This is a genomic window from Kitasatospora sp. NPDC088134, from assembly GCF_044741705.1.
Lineage (GTDB): Bacteria > Actinomycetota > Actinomycetes > Streptomycetales > Streptomycetaceae > Kitasatospora.
The window spans coordinates 1-14,558 of the sequence record NZ_JBIUTD010000030.1; the positions used below are offsets into that span (position 1 = coordinate 1).

Annotated in this window: 24 protein-coding genes; all 24 read left to right on the forward strand. The window is 72.9% G+C overall.

All coding sequences use genetic code 11. From position 1 onward, the window contains the following. The first annotated feature begins 430 nt into the window (after nucleotides 1-430). The 24 genes from ACIOHG_RS32085 (at nucleotide 431) to ACIOHG_RS32200 (ending at nucleotide 14,387) form a co-directional block, all read left to right on the forward strand. Complete coding sequence (locus tag ACIOHG_RS32085; protein WP_400955838.1) at nucleotides 431-748, forward strand: hypothetical protein; 318 nt, start codon at nucleotides 431-433, stop codon at nucleotides 746-748. Between the two features lie 657 nt (nucleotides 749-1,405). Beyond that, a complete protein-coding gene (locus tag ACIOHG_RS32090) occupies nucleotides 1,406-1,732 on the forward strand; it encodes a hypothetical protein (RefSeq protein ID WP_400955840.1) in 327 nt (108 codons plus the stop codon). A gap of 83 nt (nucleotides 1,733-1,815) precedes the next feature. Beyond that, nucleotides 1,816-2,175, forward strand: a complete 360-nt coding sequence (locus ACIOHG_RS32095; RefSeq protein WP_400955841.1) for a hypothetical protein — start codon at nucleotides 1,816-1,818, stop codon at nucleotides 2,173-2,175. 190 nt (nucleotides 2,176-2,365) lie between these two features. Then, on the forward strand, nucleotides 2,366-2,755 hold the full coding sequence (locus ACIOHG_RS32100; RefSeq protein ID WP_400955842.1) for a hypothetical protein: 390 nt from the start codon (nucleotides 2,366-2,368) through the stop codon (nucleotides 2,753-2,755). Between the two features lie 103 nt (nucleotides 2,756-2,858). After that, nucleotides 2,859-3,236 carry a hypothetical protein gene (locus ACIOHG_RS32105; protein ID WP_400955844.1) on the forward strand — a complete coding sequence of 126 codons (378 nt, stop codon included), beginning with the start codon at nucleotides 2,859-2,861 and terminating at the stop codon, nucleotides 3,234-3,236. A 130-nt stretch (nucleotides 3,237-3,366) separates the two neighbouring features. After that, complete coding sequence (locus ACIOHG_RS32110; RefSeq protein WP_400955845.1) at nucleotides 3,367-3,861, forward strand: hypothetical protein; 495 nt, start codon at nucleotides 3,367-3,369, stop codon at nucleotides 3,859-3,861. A gap of 65 nt (nucleotides 3,862-3,926) precedes the next feature. Continuing rightward, the gene (locus ACIOHG_RS32115) at nucleotides 3,927-4,136 is read left to right on the forward strand and encodes a hypothetical protein (protein ID WP_400955847.1); all 210 of its coding nucleotides are present in this window, start codon (nucleotides 3,927-3,929) and stop codon (nucleotides 4,134-4,136) included. A gap of 109 nt (nucleotides 4,137-4,245) precedes the next feature. Further along, nucleotides 4,246-4,842, forward strand: a complete 597-nt coding sequence (locus tag ACIOHG_RS32120; protein WP_400955848.1) for a hypothetical protein — start codon at nucleotides 4,246-4,248, stop codon at nucleotides 4,840-4,842. Between the two features lie 130 nt (nucleotides 4,843-4,972). Further along, nucleotides 4,973-5,464 (forward strand): hypothetical protein, encoded by a 492-nt coding sequence (locus tag ACIOHG_RS32125; RefSeq protein ID WP_400955850.1) that lies wholly within the window; start codon nucleotides 4,973-4,975, stop codon nucleotides 5,462-5,464. Nucleotides 5,465-5,541: 77 nt separating this feature from the next. After that, nucleotides 5,542-5,838: a hypothetical protein gene (locus ACIOHG_RS32130; RefSeq protein WP_400955851.1), complete on the forward strand. Its 297-nt coding sequence runs from the start codon at nucleotides 5,542-5,544 to the stop codon at nucleotides 5,836-5,838. Between the two features lie 57 nt (nucleotides 5,839-5,895). Then, nucleotides 5,896-6,534, forward strand: coding sequence for a hypothetical protein (locus tag ACIOHG_RS32135; RefSeq protein ID WP_400955853.1), 639 nt, complete (start codon nucleotides 5,896-5,898; stop codon nucleotides 6,532-6,534). 64 nt (nucleotides 6,535-6,598) lie between these two features. Continuing rightward, nucleotides 6,599-7,213: a hypothetical protein gene (locus ACIOHG_RS32140; protein ID WP_400955855.1), complete on the forward strand. Its 615-nt coding sequence runs from the start codon at nucleotides 6,599-6,601 to the stop codon at nucleotides 7,211-7,213. 94 nt (nucleotides 7,214-7,307) lie between these two features. Continuing rightward, complete coding sequence (locus ACIOHG_RS32145) at nucleotides 7,308-7,628, forward strand: hypothetical protein (RefSeq protein ID WP_400955856.1); 321 nt, start codon at nucleotides 7,308-7,310, stop codon at nucleotides 7,626-7,628. Nucleotides 7,629-7,743: 115 nt separating this feature from the next. Next, entirely contained in the window at nucleotides 7,744-8,334 is a 591-nt protein-coding gene (locus tag ACIOHG_RS32150) for a hypothetical protein (RefSeq protein WP_400955858.1), read from the forward strand. A gap of 72 nt (nucleotides 8,335-8,406) precedes the next feature. Further along, on the forward strand, nucleotides 8,407-8,613 hold the full coding sequence (locus ACIOHG_RS32155; protein WP_400955859.1) for a hypothetical protein: 207 nt from the start codon (nucleotides 8,407-8,409) through the stop codon (nucleotides 8,611-8,613). After that, on the forward strand, nucleotides 8,601-9,065 hold the full coding sequence (locus ACIOHG_RS32160) for a hypothetical protein (protein ID WP_400955861.1): 465 nt from the start codon (nucleotides 8,601-8,603) through the stop codon (nucleotides 9,063-9,065). The genes ACIOHG_RS32155 and ACIOHG_RS32160 overlap by 13 nt, the downstream gene beginning before the upstream one ends. Nucleotides 9,066-9,079: 14 nt before the next feature. Next, nucleotides 9,080-9,319, forward strand: a complete 240-nt coding sequence (locus ACIOHG_RS32165) for a hypothetical protein (protein WP_400955862.1) — start codon at nucleotides 9,080-9,082, stop codon at nucleotides 9,317-9,319. A 204-nt stretch (nucleotides 9,320-9,523) separates the two neighbouring features. Then, the gene (locus tag ACIOHG_RS32170; protein WP_400955864.1) at nucleotides 9,524-10,351 is read left to right on the forward strand and encodes a hypothetical protein; all 828 of its coding nucleotides are present in this window, start codon (nucleotides 9,524-9,526) and stop codon (nucleotides 10,349-10,351) included. 85 nt (nucleotides 10,352-10,436) lie between these two features. Further along, nucleotides 10,437-10,967 carry a hypothetical protein gene (locus ACIOHG_RS32175; protein ID WP_400955865.1) on the forward strand — a complete coding sequence of 177 codons (531 nt, stop codon included), beginning with the start codon at nucleotides 10,437-10,439 and terminating at the stop codon, nucleotides 10,965-10,967. Nucleotides 10,968-11,074: 107 nt separating this feature from the next. Continuing rightward, nucleotides 11,075-11,350, forward strand: a complete 276-nt coding sequence (locus ACIOHG_RS32180; RefSeq protein ID WP_400955866.1) for a hypothetical protein — start codon at nucleotides 11,075-11,077, stop codon at nucleotides 11,348-11,350. Nucleotides 11,351-11,436: 86 nt separating this feature from the next. Continuing rightward, nucleotides 11,437-12,147: a hypothetical protein gene (locus ACIOHG_RS32185; RefSeq protein ID WP_400955868.1), complete on the forward strand. Its 711-nt coding sequence runs from the start codon at nucleotides 11,437-11,439 to the stop codon at nucleotides 12,145-12,147. Nucleotides 12,148-12,312: 165 nt separating this feature from the next. Next, on the forward strand, nucleotides 12,313-12,642 hold the full coding sequence (locus tag ACIOHG_RS32190; RefSeq protein ID WP_400955869.1) for a hypothetical protein: 330 nt from the start codon (nucleotides 12,313-12,315) through the stop codon (nucleotides 12,640-12,642). 91 nt (nucleotides 12,643-12,733) lie between these two features. Beyond that, complete coding sequence (locus tag ACIOHG_RS32195) at nucleotides 12,734-13,333, forward strand: hypothetical protein (protein ID WP_400955871.1); 600 nt, start codon at nucleotides 12,734-12,736, stop codon at nucleotides 13,331-13,333. A 112-nt stretch (nucleotides 13,334-13,445) separates the two neighbouring features. Continuing rightward, entirely contained in the window at nucleotides 13,446-14,387 is a 942-nt protein-coding gene (locus ACIOHG_RS32200; RefSeq protein ID WP_400955872.1) for a hypothetical protein, read from the forward strand. Nucleotides 14,388-14,558 lie beyond the last annotated feature (171 nt).

A 14,558-nucleotide genomic window follows, 5' to 3' on the forward strand; every position in this document is an offset into this window, starting at 1 on the left:
CTCCTCCGGAGCCGCGTCGCGCCGCCGCTACGCGGCGGTGCGCTGCTCCGCCACTCCGTGGCGGAGTCTGCTGGGGTGGCTGCGCCCCTCCGGGGCGCGGTGGTTGGTGGGTTGCCGCGTCGGTACATGTGCAGTTCAGAGGCTTGTGTGGGGAGCGCTACGCGCTTGGGCTCGTTCATGTAGTCGAGTGTAGTGCATGGCGGGACGCCGCCCTTGGCTGATGTAGAGTCAGATTTTTCTGATACTCAGTCAGTTTTATGTGGTTTAGACCAATGAGGACTAGACCAGTCAGCGCATCTCGCTGGGGAGTGAGAACCAGTCCTCCGGACTGGACATTACACACTCTCGATGTGGTATGCTTTTTCTTGTCGGGAGGGGTTGGCGCTCCTCCCGACCACTCGATCCACACAGCAAGCAGGGAGACCAACCCATGTCGCACATCCGGCCGGACAAGTTCAACGACTACGACCCCCAGCAGCGGACGCGCCTCACCCGCGCCGCCTCCGACGGGGGGACCGTGATCGCCGCGATCATGCCGCAGCTGCCCGTCGGCACCTGCGGGCCCAAGCTGATCAACTTCAACTTCCAGCTGACCGGCGTCCGCGTCGAGGTCGCCCCGGAGATGAAGCCGGAAGTTCGGGAAATCGTGGCCGACATGCTCGCTTCCGGATTCAAGTACTACGGCTGGTCCATGAGCACGGAGGACGAGCGGACGATGCGCTTCTACCACCCGGCGGAAATGGTCTGATCGCAAAATCCCGCTGCCCCGGGCGCAGGCCCGGGGCAGTAGCCCGAAGCAATTCGGAGCAGCGCCCGACCATCCTGCGCCGGCCCATCGGATTCCGGCACCGCCGGCCCCTACTGGTCTCCAGGGGCCGGCGGTAGCCGGAACAGCGACGCCGGCCGAGGCAATCGCCCGGTTCCAACCCCTAGTTGATGTCTGGGCCGACCGCCAGGCCGAGAGCTTCTGACCTACCCACCACCACCGGGCCCGCCTCTCTCCGGCGGGCCCGCCGCCCAACACCTCACCGCGCGGCCGCCACCAGGCGGACGCAGAGAAGAAGCACAGCGCAGCGTCCCCACCCGGAACCGACCAGCCCCACCCCACCCCCCACTCACTCATCTCACTCAACAGGACAGGGCTCAGGAAGGTAAGTCGGGCCGGTGAGAACCGCCGGACGTGCCTCTGACCAGGCAAAACCCTCCCAACGTCCCAGGCCGCCTGAACCCCGAACGAGACCTCTAGCGAGACACCCAGCGAGACTGCGAACGAGACTCCCAGCGAGACCCCTTACGAGAGTGCCCGCACATCCCATTTCGACACTCAGATGTGGTATGCTTTTTCTTGTCGGAGGGGGTTGGCGCCCCTCCCGACCACTCGATCACCCATCCCAAGGAGGCAGCAATGGCCACGGCCCTCATGACCGACGCGCCGCCCATCGACCCGGTGCTCCTGGTCGACGCCCTCAACTCGGAAGCCGAGTACCAGGCCGCACGGAGCATCCTCCAGCAGGCCAAGGCCAAGCGGGAGCGGCACCTCTACGAGCTGTGGCGCGGAGCCAAGGGGAACGCTCGCGCCGTCGCCGCGCAGATGCCCAAGACGATCAAGACCGAGACGGTGAAGGCGGCGGCCCTGAAGCTGGCCCCGCCGGAGGACTTCATCCAGCTCGACCTCCTGGACCTCCTGCGCGAGGTCCAGGAGGCGAAGGACGCCCACGCCCTGGCCGCGTAGCACCTCCCGGGGGCGGCGGCGGTTGGCGCTGCCGTCGCCCCTTACTCGATCAAAAATCCGCGAGACAAATGAGGAAATGAACAATGGACCACGCCCGCGAATTCGAGTTCCTTTTCCCCGGTACTGCCAGCTCTGTTGTCCGCGCTTTCGAGAAGGTGCGCCGGGGGTCCGGGGAGCGGATTTCCGCCATCGTGGGCGGCGGGGTTCCTTCGGGTGGGCCGGAGGAGATCCGGGCGGCGGCGGCCGAGTTCAACCGTCTCGCGGGTGACGTGCTCGGCAGGGCCGGGGCGCGGGGGTACGACGCCCGCCGGTTCCGGGCGCGCGAGGCGGTGCGGGCGCTCACGAGCGCCATGGAGAGCGCAGCGATCGGGGACGCCCCCGGAGCGCTGGCCGCGACACGGGACGCTTGGCGGGCGGCGCACGCGGCGCAGCGCCGCCGGTAGGGGCGGTGGGGCCGGGGGCCGATGGGTGCCCCCGGTCCGATCCCGGCCGGCCGATGGGTCGGTGCGGTGCATGGGGCGCAGCTCACACAGCAAAACGAAGCTCAGATGTGGTATGCTTTTTCTTGCTGGGAGGGGTTGGCGCCCCTCCCGGCCACTCGATCCAGCAGGACCAACCGGAAGGAACCCAGCCATGAACGCCAGCGCCCGCAAGGCTCGCGCCGAGATCCGCACCCGCGCCCGCAAGACCCGCGCCGAGGCCCGCGACCGCCGCCCCGTGAACACCGCGAAGCTCGCCAAGTCCTGCGAGACCCGGGCCCGTTCCCTCACGACCCACGTGCTGGCCGCCGGGGTGGCCTCCGAGGCCGTCGGGGGCGTGGTCAGCGCGCTGCGCACCGTGGCCAAGCGGACGAACACCAAGCCGAGCGAGAAGGCCCGCACCCGCCGGACCCGCGACGGGTGGGGCCGGACGGTCCGCACCTCCCGCCGGTACTCCCAGGCGAAGGTCCGCGAGTTGCTGACCGCGTACAAGCCGCGCAAGGCCGAGTACCGCGAGGCGCGGGAGCTGATGCTCGCGGCGTGAGCCGCAGCCGCCCCCGGGGCCGTCGGCCCCGGGGGCGCGGGGCGGGGCGCAGGACCCCGCCCCGCCAGAGGGGCCGAGACCGGTGCAGGAGGAAGGGGCGCAGGTGTCCAAGGCAAAGGCAGTGGAGTTCTACCCGGTGGTGGTGCCGAGGTCGGGGGCCGGGGCGGGGGTCGATCCGGTGCGGGTCCGGGTCGCGGCGGCCGGGCGGGTCGCGCCCGGGGACGTGGTGGTCGGCTACGCCTCCGCCGTCCGGGCGGAGGGCGGTCGCCCGCTGGTGAGGATGGGCTACCAGGAGCCGTACACGGCGCAGCCGCAGCCGTTCGCGGCCGGGTGCGGGTGCGCGTGCTGCGCCGCGCTCCCGTCGCCGTACGGGCCGCTTGAGGTCGTTCTCATGGCGGCCGGGGCGGCGCGTAACCCGTGGGCCGAGTGCGAGTCGTACGCGGCCGGCGAGTTGGTGCTGGTGGTCCCGGCCGGCGGCTAGCGGTCCGAGTAGCGAGTGTGACGCAGGCCACGCCAGCCATGCAGTGCAAATGTGGTATGCTTTTTCTTGTCGGGAGGGGTTGGCGCCCCTCCCGGCCACCCGATCCGAACCATCCGAGGAGCGCACGCCGATGCTGAACACCCTGGTTGTGACCGCCACCGCCCGCCCCGGCCAGAAGTCCCCCCGCGGACGGGTCCGCCCGGCCCGGACCACCAGTGTCGTCATCACCCGCGCCACTGACCGGGGCTGGGAGTCCGCGTGCATGACCCGCTACGGCCGCCCCACCACGGAGCAGTTCGCGCCGGTGAAGTCGCTCCGCGAGGCGATCCGCGCGGCGCAGCACGAGGCCGGTGCGTTCGTGCCGGAGGCGGAGTGGCGCGACCTGAAGACGACCGGGTGCCTGGCCATGGTCGACGGCGACGGTCGGGGGCTGCGGTGGTCGCTGCACCCGGCGCACGGCAGCTATCTCGTGTGGGGCACCGGGGCGTGCGGGTGGGACGGCCGGTTCCACCAGCAGTACGGCGTGCGCGGCCGCCGGGCGGGGGTGCGCGCGTTCCAGCACGCCGTCCGGTTCGGCGAGGTGAAGGGCGGCGTGTTCGCCAGCCACCAGGAAGAGAGCCACTGACCGGCCCGGGGGTCGCCCAGGCGGCCCCCGGCACCCGCCCCACCACCGACCAAGGAGACCCGCCCGTGTCCGCCGCCCAGCCCTTGCCCACCGTCCGCCACGTCCCCGCCGGGGCCGACCCCCTGGTCGTGCTGCTGGCCCGCGCCGCCGAGGGGGACGAGCGCGCCGGACGGGCGTTCCTCGCCGTCCGCGCGGCCCGCGTGCGCATCCACGAAGGGTTCACCGAGCGGAACCGCGCCTCCGCGCTGCAGATGCTGCACAGCGCACCCTGGTGACCCGCCCCCGCTGCGCCCCCGGCACGGGGCGCAGCGGTCCCAGACCGGCCGACCCTGCCCTACCGACCATTCCGCCGGCCCCGTCCGGCTGCCCGAGGAGGCAACCCCCGTGACCGTTCGCTGCTCCAGCTGTTTTCTGCCCGTCGAGGCCGACGGCGACCAGGCCGCCGCGCATGACGCCCCGTACGCCGTCGAGGTCTACGGCCAGTGCCCCGGCAGTGGCCAGCCCACCGTGACCGGGCACACCACGCCGCCGCTGGTATGGGGGACGGAGCCCGCCCGCAGCTACGTCGAGTTGGGGGTCCTCCCCTCCCCGCTCCCCAAGGTCACCCGCGAGGGGTGGACCGTGTCGATCACGGGGGCGCGGTTCACGCACATGACGTGGTGCATGTGGTGCCGCCGGGCGGTGACCACGTTCCGGGAGGGCGGGACGATACGGATCGGGTTCGACCGCCGCGGCCGGTCGTTCGAGCAGTACAAGCCCGGCCCGCTCCCGAAGATCGACGCCCCGTGCCCGAACGCCGGGTGCGCCGACGGCCGGGTCAGTTCGGGGTTGTGGCCGCGCAGCGAGAGCCGCGCCCTGCCGGTGGCCGACGTCAACCGGGTGCAGGGGCGCGAGTGGGAGCAACTGCGCCGCGAGTTGGGGGTGTGGTCGGTCGACATGACGCCGGCGGACGTGGCCCGGTTGGCGGCCGCCGCGCGATAGGAGGTCGGTGCGGTTCGGACTTCCGGCCGAACCGCACCTCACGACGAACATCAAATGTGGTATGCTTTTTTTTCTGTCGGAAGGGGTTGGCGCCCCTTCCGGCCACTCGATCCGACCCGGAGGTAGCACCATGGCACCCGTCCACGAGCTGTTCGACATCGTCGAGACTGTCGAGCTGGACCCGTTCAACTTCGTCGTCCTGCCGGAAACGACCCGCAAGGCGTGCTGGTGCAAGTTCGGCCCCGAGGACGAGCGCCCCACCACCCCCTGCCCGCTGGACGAGCTGCGCCGCGCCGACATGCTGACCCGCATCGCCACCGTCGTCCGGGCGCACATGGAGCAGCTCGGGTCCCAGGGCCGTGAGGAGCTGCTGGGGTGGGCCGTGGGCGACTACGTGTCCTGGGACCTGCGCGACGACACGGTGACCGTGCGCATCACCGGCATCAGCACCCGGTACGGCCGGTACCTCCACTACGAGGACTGGGACGGGCACGGCGAGATGGTCGACGACACGGTGTTCCTGCCGCTGGAGGAGAAGGTGGCCCGCTGGCGGCGCGCGACGGACGAGGAGCGCGAGACCTTCGACCGGCTGCACCGGCCCGCCCCGCAGAACTGGTACTGACCGCTCCGGCCGGGGCGGACGACGCCCGCCCCGGCCGCCCCACCCCCCGCCCGCTCCGCCGACTCAGGAGACCCGCCGTGCCCCGCCGCTCCCAGCGCCAGGACCAGGCCGCCGCGCTGTTCGACGTCCTCCCCGAGCACACCCGGCCCGCCCGGCGCGCCCCGGGGCCGGCCCCCGAAGCGCCCGCACTGCTGCTGCTGGAGACCTACGAGCCGCCACAGCAGCGCCCGGCGGACCGGCCGCCCGGCCAGGCCGGGCGGGAGTGGTCGGCGATGACGCCCAGCCAGTTCGGACACCCGCAGACCGCGCTGCAGGCCGACCTGTTCGCCGAGGCCAGGCACAGCACCCCGAACACCCCGCACGGCCTGTTCTGACCCCCACAGGCGCGGCCCGGTCTCCGGGCCGCGCCCTTGCACCCCGAGGAGAAGCCCATGCAGACCACACTGCCGCTCCCCGCGACGACCGCCGGCGAGGCGGCCGCGGAACCGGCGGAGGAATTCCGCCCGGCCCCCGGTGCCGTCCCCTGGCACGTTCGGACCGTCGCCCGCGTCATGGAGCGGCTGTGCCCGCCGGCGGATACCGGGGTCGACGGGTGGTGGCTCACCGAGGAGAGCCGGGACGCCGTCGCCGTGCACCGCGTGATCGGCGGGGAGTTCCAGCGGCCCGCGGAGCCCGGCGCCGAACAGGATCGCTGGGACGGGGCGTTGCGCGCGGACCGCGCGCACCTGGCCGCCCACGAGCTCCCGATCCTGTTCGCCGAGGACGACCGAACCGTCGTCCACATCCCGCTCCCCGACACCCCGCAGACCACCGCGACCGCACGGCGGGTCGGTCCGCCGGCCGCACTGACGACCCGGGTCGACTTCGAGGGGTTCCCGGGGATCGGGGGCATGCTGCAGTACCACCCGGGCGAGCCGGTCGGCGCCTACGAGGTCCGCGACCATCTCGGCCAGGGCGCCGCCGAGCGGTTCGAGGCCGGCGGCGAGGCCATCGCCGCGCTGGCCCACCACTACGGCCTCCCCCTCCCCGTACGGATCATCCCGCGTGGCAACCCGCACCACACCACATAATGGACTTCAAATGTGGTATGCTTCTTTCTGTCAGCACGACCCGACCGGCCACCTGGGAGCACCGATGACCCCGCACACCGCCGACAGCCGCACCGCGCAGGCCCCGCAGTTCAGCCCCGCCCCGGGGGCGAAGAGCTGGACCGTGCGCGCCGTCGAGGCCGTCATGGCCGAGCTGTCGCCCGCCGCAGCCGACGACGCGGCCGAGGGGTGGCACGCCGTCCCGTGGGATCGGGGGGTGGCCATCCAGCGGATCATGGGCACCCACTACGCGCGCCCGCCCCGGGCGGGCAGGGCTCGGGACGAGTGGGACCGACTGATTCGCGGCGACCGGGAGCACCTGGCCGCGCGGGGGCTGGAGGTCATCCTCGCAGGGAGTTCCCAGACCGTCGTACGGGTGCCGGTGCCGACGGAGCCGCAGACGGTGGCGCGAGTGCGCCGGGTCGGCCGACCGGAGGAGTTCCGGCGGTCGGTCGCCTTTACGGGGTGGCCGGGGATCGGCGGGTCGCTGCGATTCGAGGCCGGCCACGCCACCGCGCGCTACGAGGCGGCCGACCACGAGGGCCGGGCGGTGTGGGTGGGCAACGCCGACATGGCGGGGGCGGTGGAGTCGCTGGCCGATCACTACGGGCTGCCGTTCCCCGTCCGGGTCGTCGAGGAGTCCGCCGCCCAGGTCGATTGACCACCTCTCATTCGGACTTGAATTGTGGTATGCTTCTTTTTGTCGGGAGGGGTTGGCGCCCCTCCGGCCACTCGACCGCCACCGGAGGCACACCATGACCACCACCTCGGCCCTGCACTGGATCGGCTGCCCCTGCGCCGACTGCCGCCTGCGCGTCTCGCGCCCCCTGGACCGGGCGGATAACGCCGCGCTGATCGACCTGCTGACCGGCCAGCTGCCCGGCGGCACCCGCCAGCCGGTGCGCCTGGTCCTGGAGGTCGAGATCCCGTCGGGCGGCCGGTCGCTGGCCGAGGCCCGGCCCGTACGGGTGGAGGTCCGCGCGGTGGCCCAGGGAGGCGAGACGCTCCCCCTGCCGAACGGGGACCTCAACCCCGCCCTGCTGCGCCCCCTGACCTCCCTGCTGCGCCGCGACTAGCCCCCGGGGCGCGGTCGCCCGCCGACCCCGCCCCGCCCCCCGAGGAGTTGGCGCTCCTCCCCCGCCCACTCGATCCCACCAGGCCCCGGACGGGGCCCCTGCCCCGGAGGTTCCCATGCCCCGCACCCTTGACTGGCCGACCCGCGAGCAGTGGCAGGCCGACGCCGCCCACGCCGAGCGCACCAGGTGCCACGCCGTCGACCGCGTCCCCGCCGACCCGGCCGACTGGCTGCCGCCCGCCGAGCTCGCCGAGGCCCGCCGCCTGGCCGCCACCGTCGTCCGCCAGGCCCGCAAGGCGCTCACCGACGCCGGGAGCGCGGCGCACCGCCCGATCCTCAACCAGCACGGCCGGGAGGCCGCGAACGGCGATGCCACGGTGAGCGAACTCACCTGCGCGTGGCGGTCCATCCTGCGCATCGCCGAGGAGCAGGGACAGCTCAGCACCCCGGAGACGGCGCGGCTGCACCAGGTATACGAGGAGCTGACCACCTCGTACTACGACGGCGCGAAGGCCGCCGAGGACCAGGCTATCCGCCGGGCCGTGGAGTACCGGGCCACCGATGAGGCGTGGCAGGAGGAGCTCGCCCGGCGCGCCCGGGTGGAGCGCGGCCCCCAGATCACCACGATCACGGTGCACGGCGACGGGACGTCGACCGTGTCCGACCCGGAGCCCTACCGGCCGTTCGCGTCGCACCGCCGGTACTGACCGCCCCGGCCGGGGGCGGCACCCGCCGCCCCCGGCCACCGCCCCGAGACGAATCGAGACGAGGACCCGAGCATGCTCACCCACCACGAGGCCGGCGAGCGCGCCCGCGCGGCCGCCCCGGCCGGCTACCGGCTGCACACCATCACCCAGGCCCGACCGGGGTGGTTCATCACCCGGTACGTCGACAGCCGGTGGCGCAACCCGGCCCGCCTCCCCCTGCCCCGCCGCGTCGGCCGCGGGGAATCCGACCAACGAAGGGATCACCCATGTTCGCAGTGAACGAATGCCGCACACTGGCAGCGGAGTTGGCCCGGGGCGGCATCGCCGCCACGGTCTCCGGCGACCGGGTGTACGTCGAGGCCGCCGAGAAAGGGCGCTACCGCCGACTGCTGCTGTCCCCGAAGCCGTGGGCCGTCCAGTGGATGCTGGTCGACGGCCACGACGAGGAGCTGGAGAGGGGGTTTTGGCCCGCGAGTATCGCGGTCCCCGCATCGGCCGTCCGGCACGGGGGCCTGGGCACCCCCGCGGTGGTGCGCAGCCTGCTGCACGCCCGCGGGGCCTCCGTGGGCGCACCGGCCGCCCCCTCGTTCGGCGGGATCGTCGGCGAGGAGGCGAACAGCTGGATGGAGGTCTTCGGCCTGGCCGCGGACCACTGCGCCGAGGCGCTCGCCGACGGCAGGGCCCCACCACCGTCCGCCCGGAGGACCTGGCGCGGCTGTACCCGGAGCTGACGGAGGACCGCGACATGCTGCGCGGCGGGTGGCGGGAGGGCATCCGGATCATCCGCGCCCTGGCGCACGGGCACGTGTCCGACGATCACAGGCCCCACCCGTGCAGCTGCTCCGAGCGCCTGACGGTCGGCTGCGGAACGCTGGCCGACTACGGCCCGCCCGGGCTGGCGGCCCTGCAGGCGGGTTTCGGGGGTGATGTGCGCGCCGCCGCGCGGGCGTTCCTCGCCCGCGCCATCCCCGGGCAGAGCCGCTGACGGCGCGTCCGGGTCCGGGGGCACCGCCGCCCCGGACCCGGACCCGGACACACCGGCGGCCGGCACCGCGCGGCAGTGCGCAGCCGTCCGCCGGGCCGAGCCGCCAACTTCCCGATGGACTTTAAATGTGGTATGCTTCTTTATGTCGGAAGGGGTTGGCGCTCCTCCCGGCCACTCGATCCCACCACGACACGGAGCCATGCCATGCCCGAGGCCAGCGATCCGCCCGCGCTGTTCGACGCCCCGCCCGCCAAGCCGAAGCAGTGGCTGCTGACCGCCAACAACAGCGACTTGAACCGCGGGGGCGCGAAGATCTACACGTGGACCCTCCCGGCCTGGTGGACCATCCTGCCGGACGGCCGCCGGTTCAACGCCTGTCCGGAGGCTTCTGCGTGCGCGAACTTGTGCTATGCCACAGTCTCCACCAGCTCCTTCCGCAGACTTCCCAACGTGCTGCTCGCCCACCAGCGGAACCTGATGATGACGCTGGACACCCCCGGCGACTGGGAGCGCTGGATGACCGAGGAACTGCGCCACGTGCGCTACCGGGGCGCGGTCGTGCGCATCCACGACGCCGGCGACTTCTACAGCGACGAGTACACGCGGGCGTGGCTGCGGATCATGCGCTCGGCCCCGGCGACGAGGTTCTACGCCTACACCAAGGCCGTCGACCGGTTCGCCCGGATCGTGGCCCCGGCCAAGCCGGACAACTTCAAGTACACGCTGAGCCTCGGGGGCAAGGAGGACCACCTGGTCGACCTCGCCACCCAGCGGCACGCGGACGTCTTCCCCACGGCAGAGCGGCTCGAGGAGGCCGGCTACCTCGACCAGGCCGCCTCCGACCTGCTGGCGGTCGCCCCGGGCGTGGTCCGGGTGGGCATGGTCGCCAACCCGAACCCGATCACGAGGCGACGCCAGGGGCCCCACACCTTCGGCGAACTCCAGCGCGCACGGAACCAGCGCCTCGCCGACAAGCGCAGGCGGCACGGCCCGGCCGCATCGGCGCCCGAGCCGACGCACGCGCCCAGTTAAATCGTAAATGTGGTATGCTTATTTCTGTCGGGAGGGGTTGGCGCCCCTCCCGACCGCCCGATCCACCGACCGAGAGGCCGAGCAGATGCCCTTCGACACCGACGACTCCCCCCGCATGCAGGCCGCCCAGGCCGTGCAGCGCGAGCTGAACAGGGTCGAGGCCGACCCGCAGGTCGCGCACGAGCTGCTGCGCCTGCCCTCGTACGAGGGCTACCTCGGCGAGTGCCCGTGCGGCGGGTGGGAACCCGGACCGCAGCCGACGTTCAGCGCCCTGCTGTCCTCCCTGGCCGAGCACTACAAGGCCGTCGGGTACACCCCGCCGCCCCGCTCCCCCATCGTTCCCGGCGGCCCGACCGGCGAACTGGAGTGGATCCCCGCCGAGGACGTCAAGGAGGGGATGCGCCTCGCGCTCCACCTCAGCGACGCGAGCGCCTACCCGGTGGTGACCGGCTGGACCGACCAGCACCTCAAGCACAGCCCCGGCACGGTGCACCGCCACTTCCAGGTGGGCGCCGCCCCGTGGTGGGTGGACGCCGACATGCTCCGCTGCGGGCTCGGCCGCCGGGAGAAGGTGCTGGTCGTCCGCGAGCCGGACGCCGGAGCCGAGGGGCGGTAGCCGCCCCGCGGCCGCCCGCGCCGTCGAACGCGCCCGGGCGGCCGCCGCCCACCCCGGGGCCGGCGATCCGCCGGCCCCGCAACCGCACCACCGAGAGGAGAGCGACCATGCCCGACGCGACCGACCGCCCCCACGAGGGCCCGGGCTACTACGGGGTGCCGATCGTGCTGCACGTGCGCGCCGACAGCCGGGAGCAGGCGCGCAGCGCGTTCGAGAGCCTGTGCAACCCCGACGGTTTCGGCCCCGAGGACTTCGAGCCGTGGATGATGCGCCGGGCCGGCATCCACTACGGCACCTGCGGCTACGACTGGGACGCCGAGCCGGGCGAGGTGCCCGCCGAGCAGATCCCCTACCTGTACGACCTGTCCCACCTTTCCGGATGAACACTAAATATGGTATGCTTCTTTTTGTCGGCGGGGGTTGGCGCCCCTCCCGGCCACCCGATCCAGCCGAACCCGAGGAGCCGTCCGTGACGCAGCCGCCCACCGCCCCGCCCCGCCGGCCCCTGCCCGGCGCACCGATCACCACCCACCCCGACCCGCAGTGGCACACCGGCCCGGCCCGCCTGCCCCTGGACGAGGTCCCGTTGCACGGGAGGTACACCCAGCACCCCGGCCGGGACGAGACCGGGTACCCCGCACAGCAGTTGATCTCGTACGGCAAGCGCGAGGTGACGGGCGTCGAGGTCCGCAACTTCCTCAAGAACACCATGCGCTTCTGGCTTTCCAGCAGCGCCACGGTCGACGCCGACGGAACCGTCCGCTACCGGCAGACCGACAACCACAACCCGGTCACGTTCGCCCCCGTCACGGACTCCGGGACGGTCGTGAACCGGCCGCACCAGCAGATCCCCGAGGGGGTCTACCTGGTCACCGGATCCGACGGGACCCCGCGCCCGTGGCGGGCGTCGGCCCTGCGCCAGGCCGTCGAGGAGTCGCTTCGCCCGGGCCCCTTCGACTGGCCGCAGGGATGGGCCCTGCTGATGCCGGACGGCGCGGTTCGCTTCGCCCCCCGCGGCGACCCGTGGAGCCAGAGGCTGTACACGGCGCAGCCGGCGCCGGACGCGGAGCCGGAGTCATGGGGCCCCAAGTGCACGCGGTGCCACCGGGTGGCGGTCGAGCACGACCCGAAGCGGTCCTGGGGCGGATGCTGGGCCGGGGAGATGACCACCGCCACGTGAAGGCCCGCCGGGGCGACGGAGGGCCGCCCCGGCGGGGCGGGCGATGCGCGGGAAGCACTGCGGAGCACGCCAATTCGGACTCGTAATGTGGTATGCTTCTTTTGTCGGAAGGGGTTGGCGCCCCTCTCGGCCGCTCGATCCGTCCCGACTCCCCAGGAGGCCACCGTGTCCGCGACCGCCCTTCCCGAATCCCCGAGCCCGGCCGAGATCGTAGGCGCGTCCGCGCCGGTGATCGCCGTCGCCATGGCCCAGCTGCCGCCCGGGGCATTCATCCCGGGTCGGATCACCTTCTCCTACATCCGCAGCGGCGTCGTCGTCACGGTGCGCAGCGCCGACATCGGCCCGGTGTTCCTCGGGGAGATCGCGGCCGCCCTCACCGGGGCGTTCATGGGGGCCGGTTGGGGTCACGGCGGATGGGAGCGGGTCTACGGCACCGCCGCGATCCGGTTCCGCCACCCCTCGGCCCTCACCCGCACCGACCTCCCGACCGACTGACGACCGGCCGCCCCGAACCCGCCCCCCCGCCGCCGGGGTGCGCCACCGCGCGCACCCCGGCGGCGGCCCACCAGCCCCGGAGAGCATCGACATGAGCACTCAGCCCCCGTTCACCTACACCGGCCAGACCGACCCCTACCGCTCCGGCGACGATGTCTTCCCCGGCCCGTACGTCCGCAACGCGGCCGTCCTCGACATCGAGGCGGTCGCCGTCCCCTCCCCGCTCGGGGACGGGACGACCCTTGCCCGCCCGGCGGTGCGCCTCACCCTGGCCAGCACCTCCGACCGTGGCCCCCGCGAGGTGCGGGCCACGGAGTGGGGCACTCCGGCCGACTGGCGGCGGCACCCGGCCCACCTGTCCGCCCTGGACAGGGAGCGCCTGGTCACCGCCGCGCTGACCGCCGCCGGCATCCCAGCCCGGACGGAGCCGGTGGGCCACGGGCTGTACTGCACGGCGGTCGGCCTGATCACCCGCAAGGGCCGCCGCACTCTGTACGTCGGCATGGACGACACCCTGGTCTGGGAGTTGCTGAGCGACGAACCCGGCGATGCCCAGCCCGGCGGCGTCTGGTGGGACACCGTCCCCGACGACGCCCCCGGCCTGGTCCGGCGGTTCGTCCGCACGGCCCGGGCGACGTTCGCCGCCCTCACGCCCGACGGGGCGCAAAGGTGCCGGGCCCACCGGAGGTGACGCAGAAAGCGCCGTCAAAAGCACTGTAAATGTGGTATGCTTCTTTATGTCGGGGGCGGGGTTGGCGCCCTTCCCCCGGCTACTCGATCCACCCGACCCCGCAGGAGCACTTGTGTCCCAGACCCCTTTCACCGCCGAGGACTCGTTGGAGGCGGCCCTGAGCCGAGCCGCCGAAGCGCGCGGCATCCCCCTCTCCTTCGACAGCCGCCTCTCGTACGACCGGATGGTGATCAAGCTGCCCGACGGCAGTCAGATCTGGATCTTCAATGCGGATCAGGAGCTTGACCACCGCCTGTCCGAATACGCGGGCCTGCAGGCCGACTTGCGCAGCGGCCCGGTTCTGCAGACCGCGCTCCCGGTGTACAAGTCGCCCGGACTCGGGAAGGAGCCGCGCGGCCTCGACGCCTGGCGGCAGGAGGTAGCGGAGCTGCTGGACGCCGTACAGCAGCGCGCCCGCGAGGTCACCGCCGACTGGTACCGGGCGACGGCGGTAGCGGCGCTGATCGGCAGCGGGTGGAGCGTCGACCCGGCCCACCCGGCCGACGGCAACGGCCGGATCCTCCGGAACGTCGACGGCTCGGCGCTGTGGATCTTCCGCTACGCCAAGCACCGCCGGAAGTCGCGCGTTGCGGTCATCGGCATCTACCCGGAGACGCTGCGCCCGTTCGGCCCTGCGGACTGCCCGACCGTGTCCGTCGCGACCGGGCGCTCGGCCGAGGTCCTGGCCCAGCAGGTGTTCCGCCATCTTCTCCCCCGCTACCGCGACGTCAGGTTCTCGATCATGGCGTTCAACGCCGAGCAGCAGCGGGAGCTCCGCCTGCGGACGCGGCTGGCCGCGCGGGTCGGCGAACTGCTCCCCGAGATCAGCAGGCACCGCAGGGACGAGGACGTGCGGACCCTGTCCGGCTACGTCCCCAGGGACGTCACGGATGTCGCGGTTCGCGTCTCGCTCTTCGATGACGACCGGGTGGACCTGAGCTTCGAGGACCTGCCCGGAGCATGGGCCCTGGCGCTGCTCGGCACCCTGGCCGGCCTACACACCCCGAAGGACTGACACAGCCCGGCCGCGCGGCCGCCGAACTCGGCGGCCGGGCGTCCGCGAACGGCACCGCCAGGGCGCCCGAGAATCCCGTGTGCCCCCTCCGACCACCCCGGAAGGAATATCCCATAGACCGACACGCCACCACCGGCCACGGCGAGGACGCGCTGTTCGACCTCGCCCCAC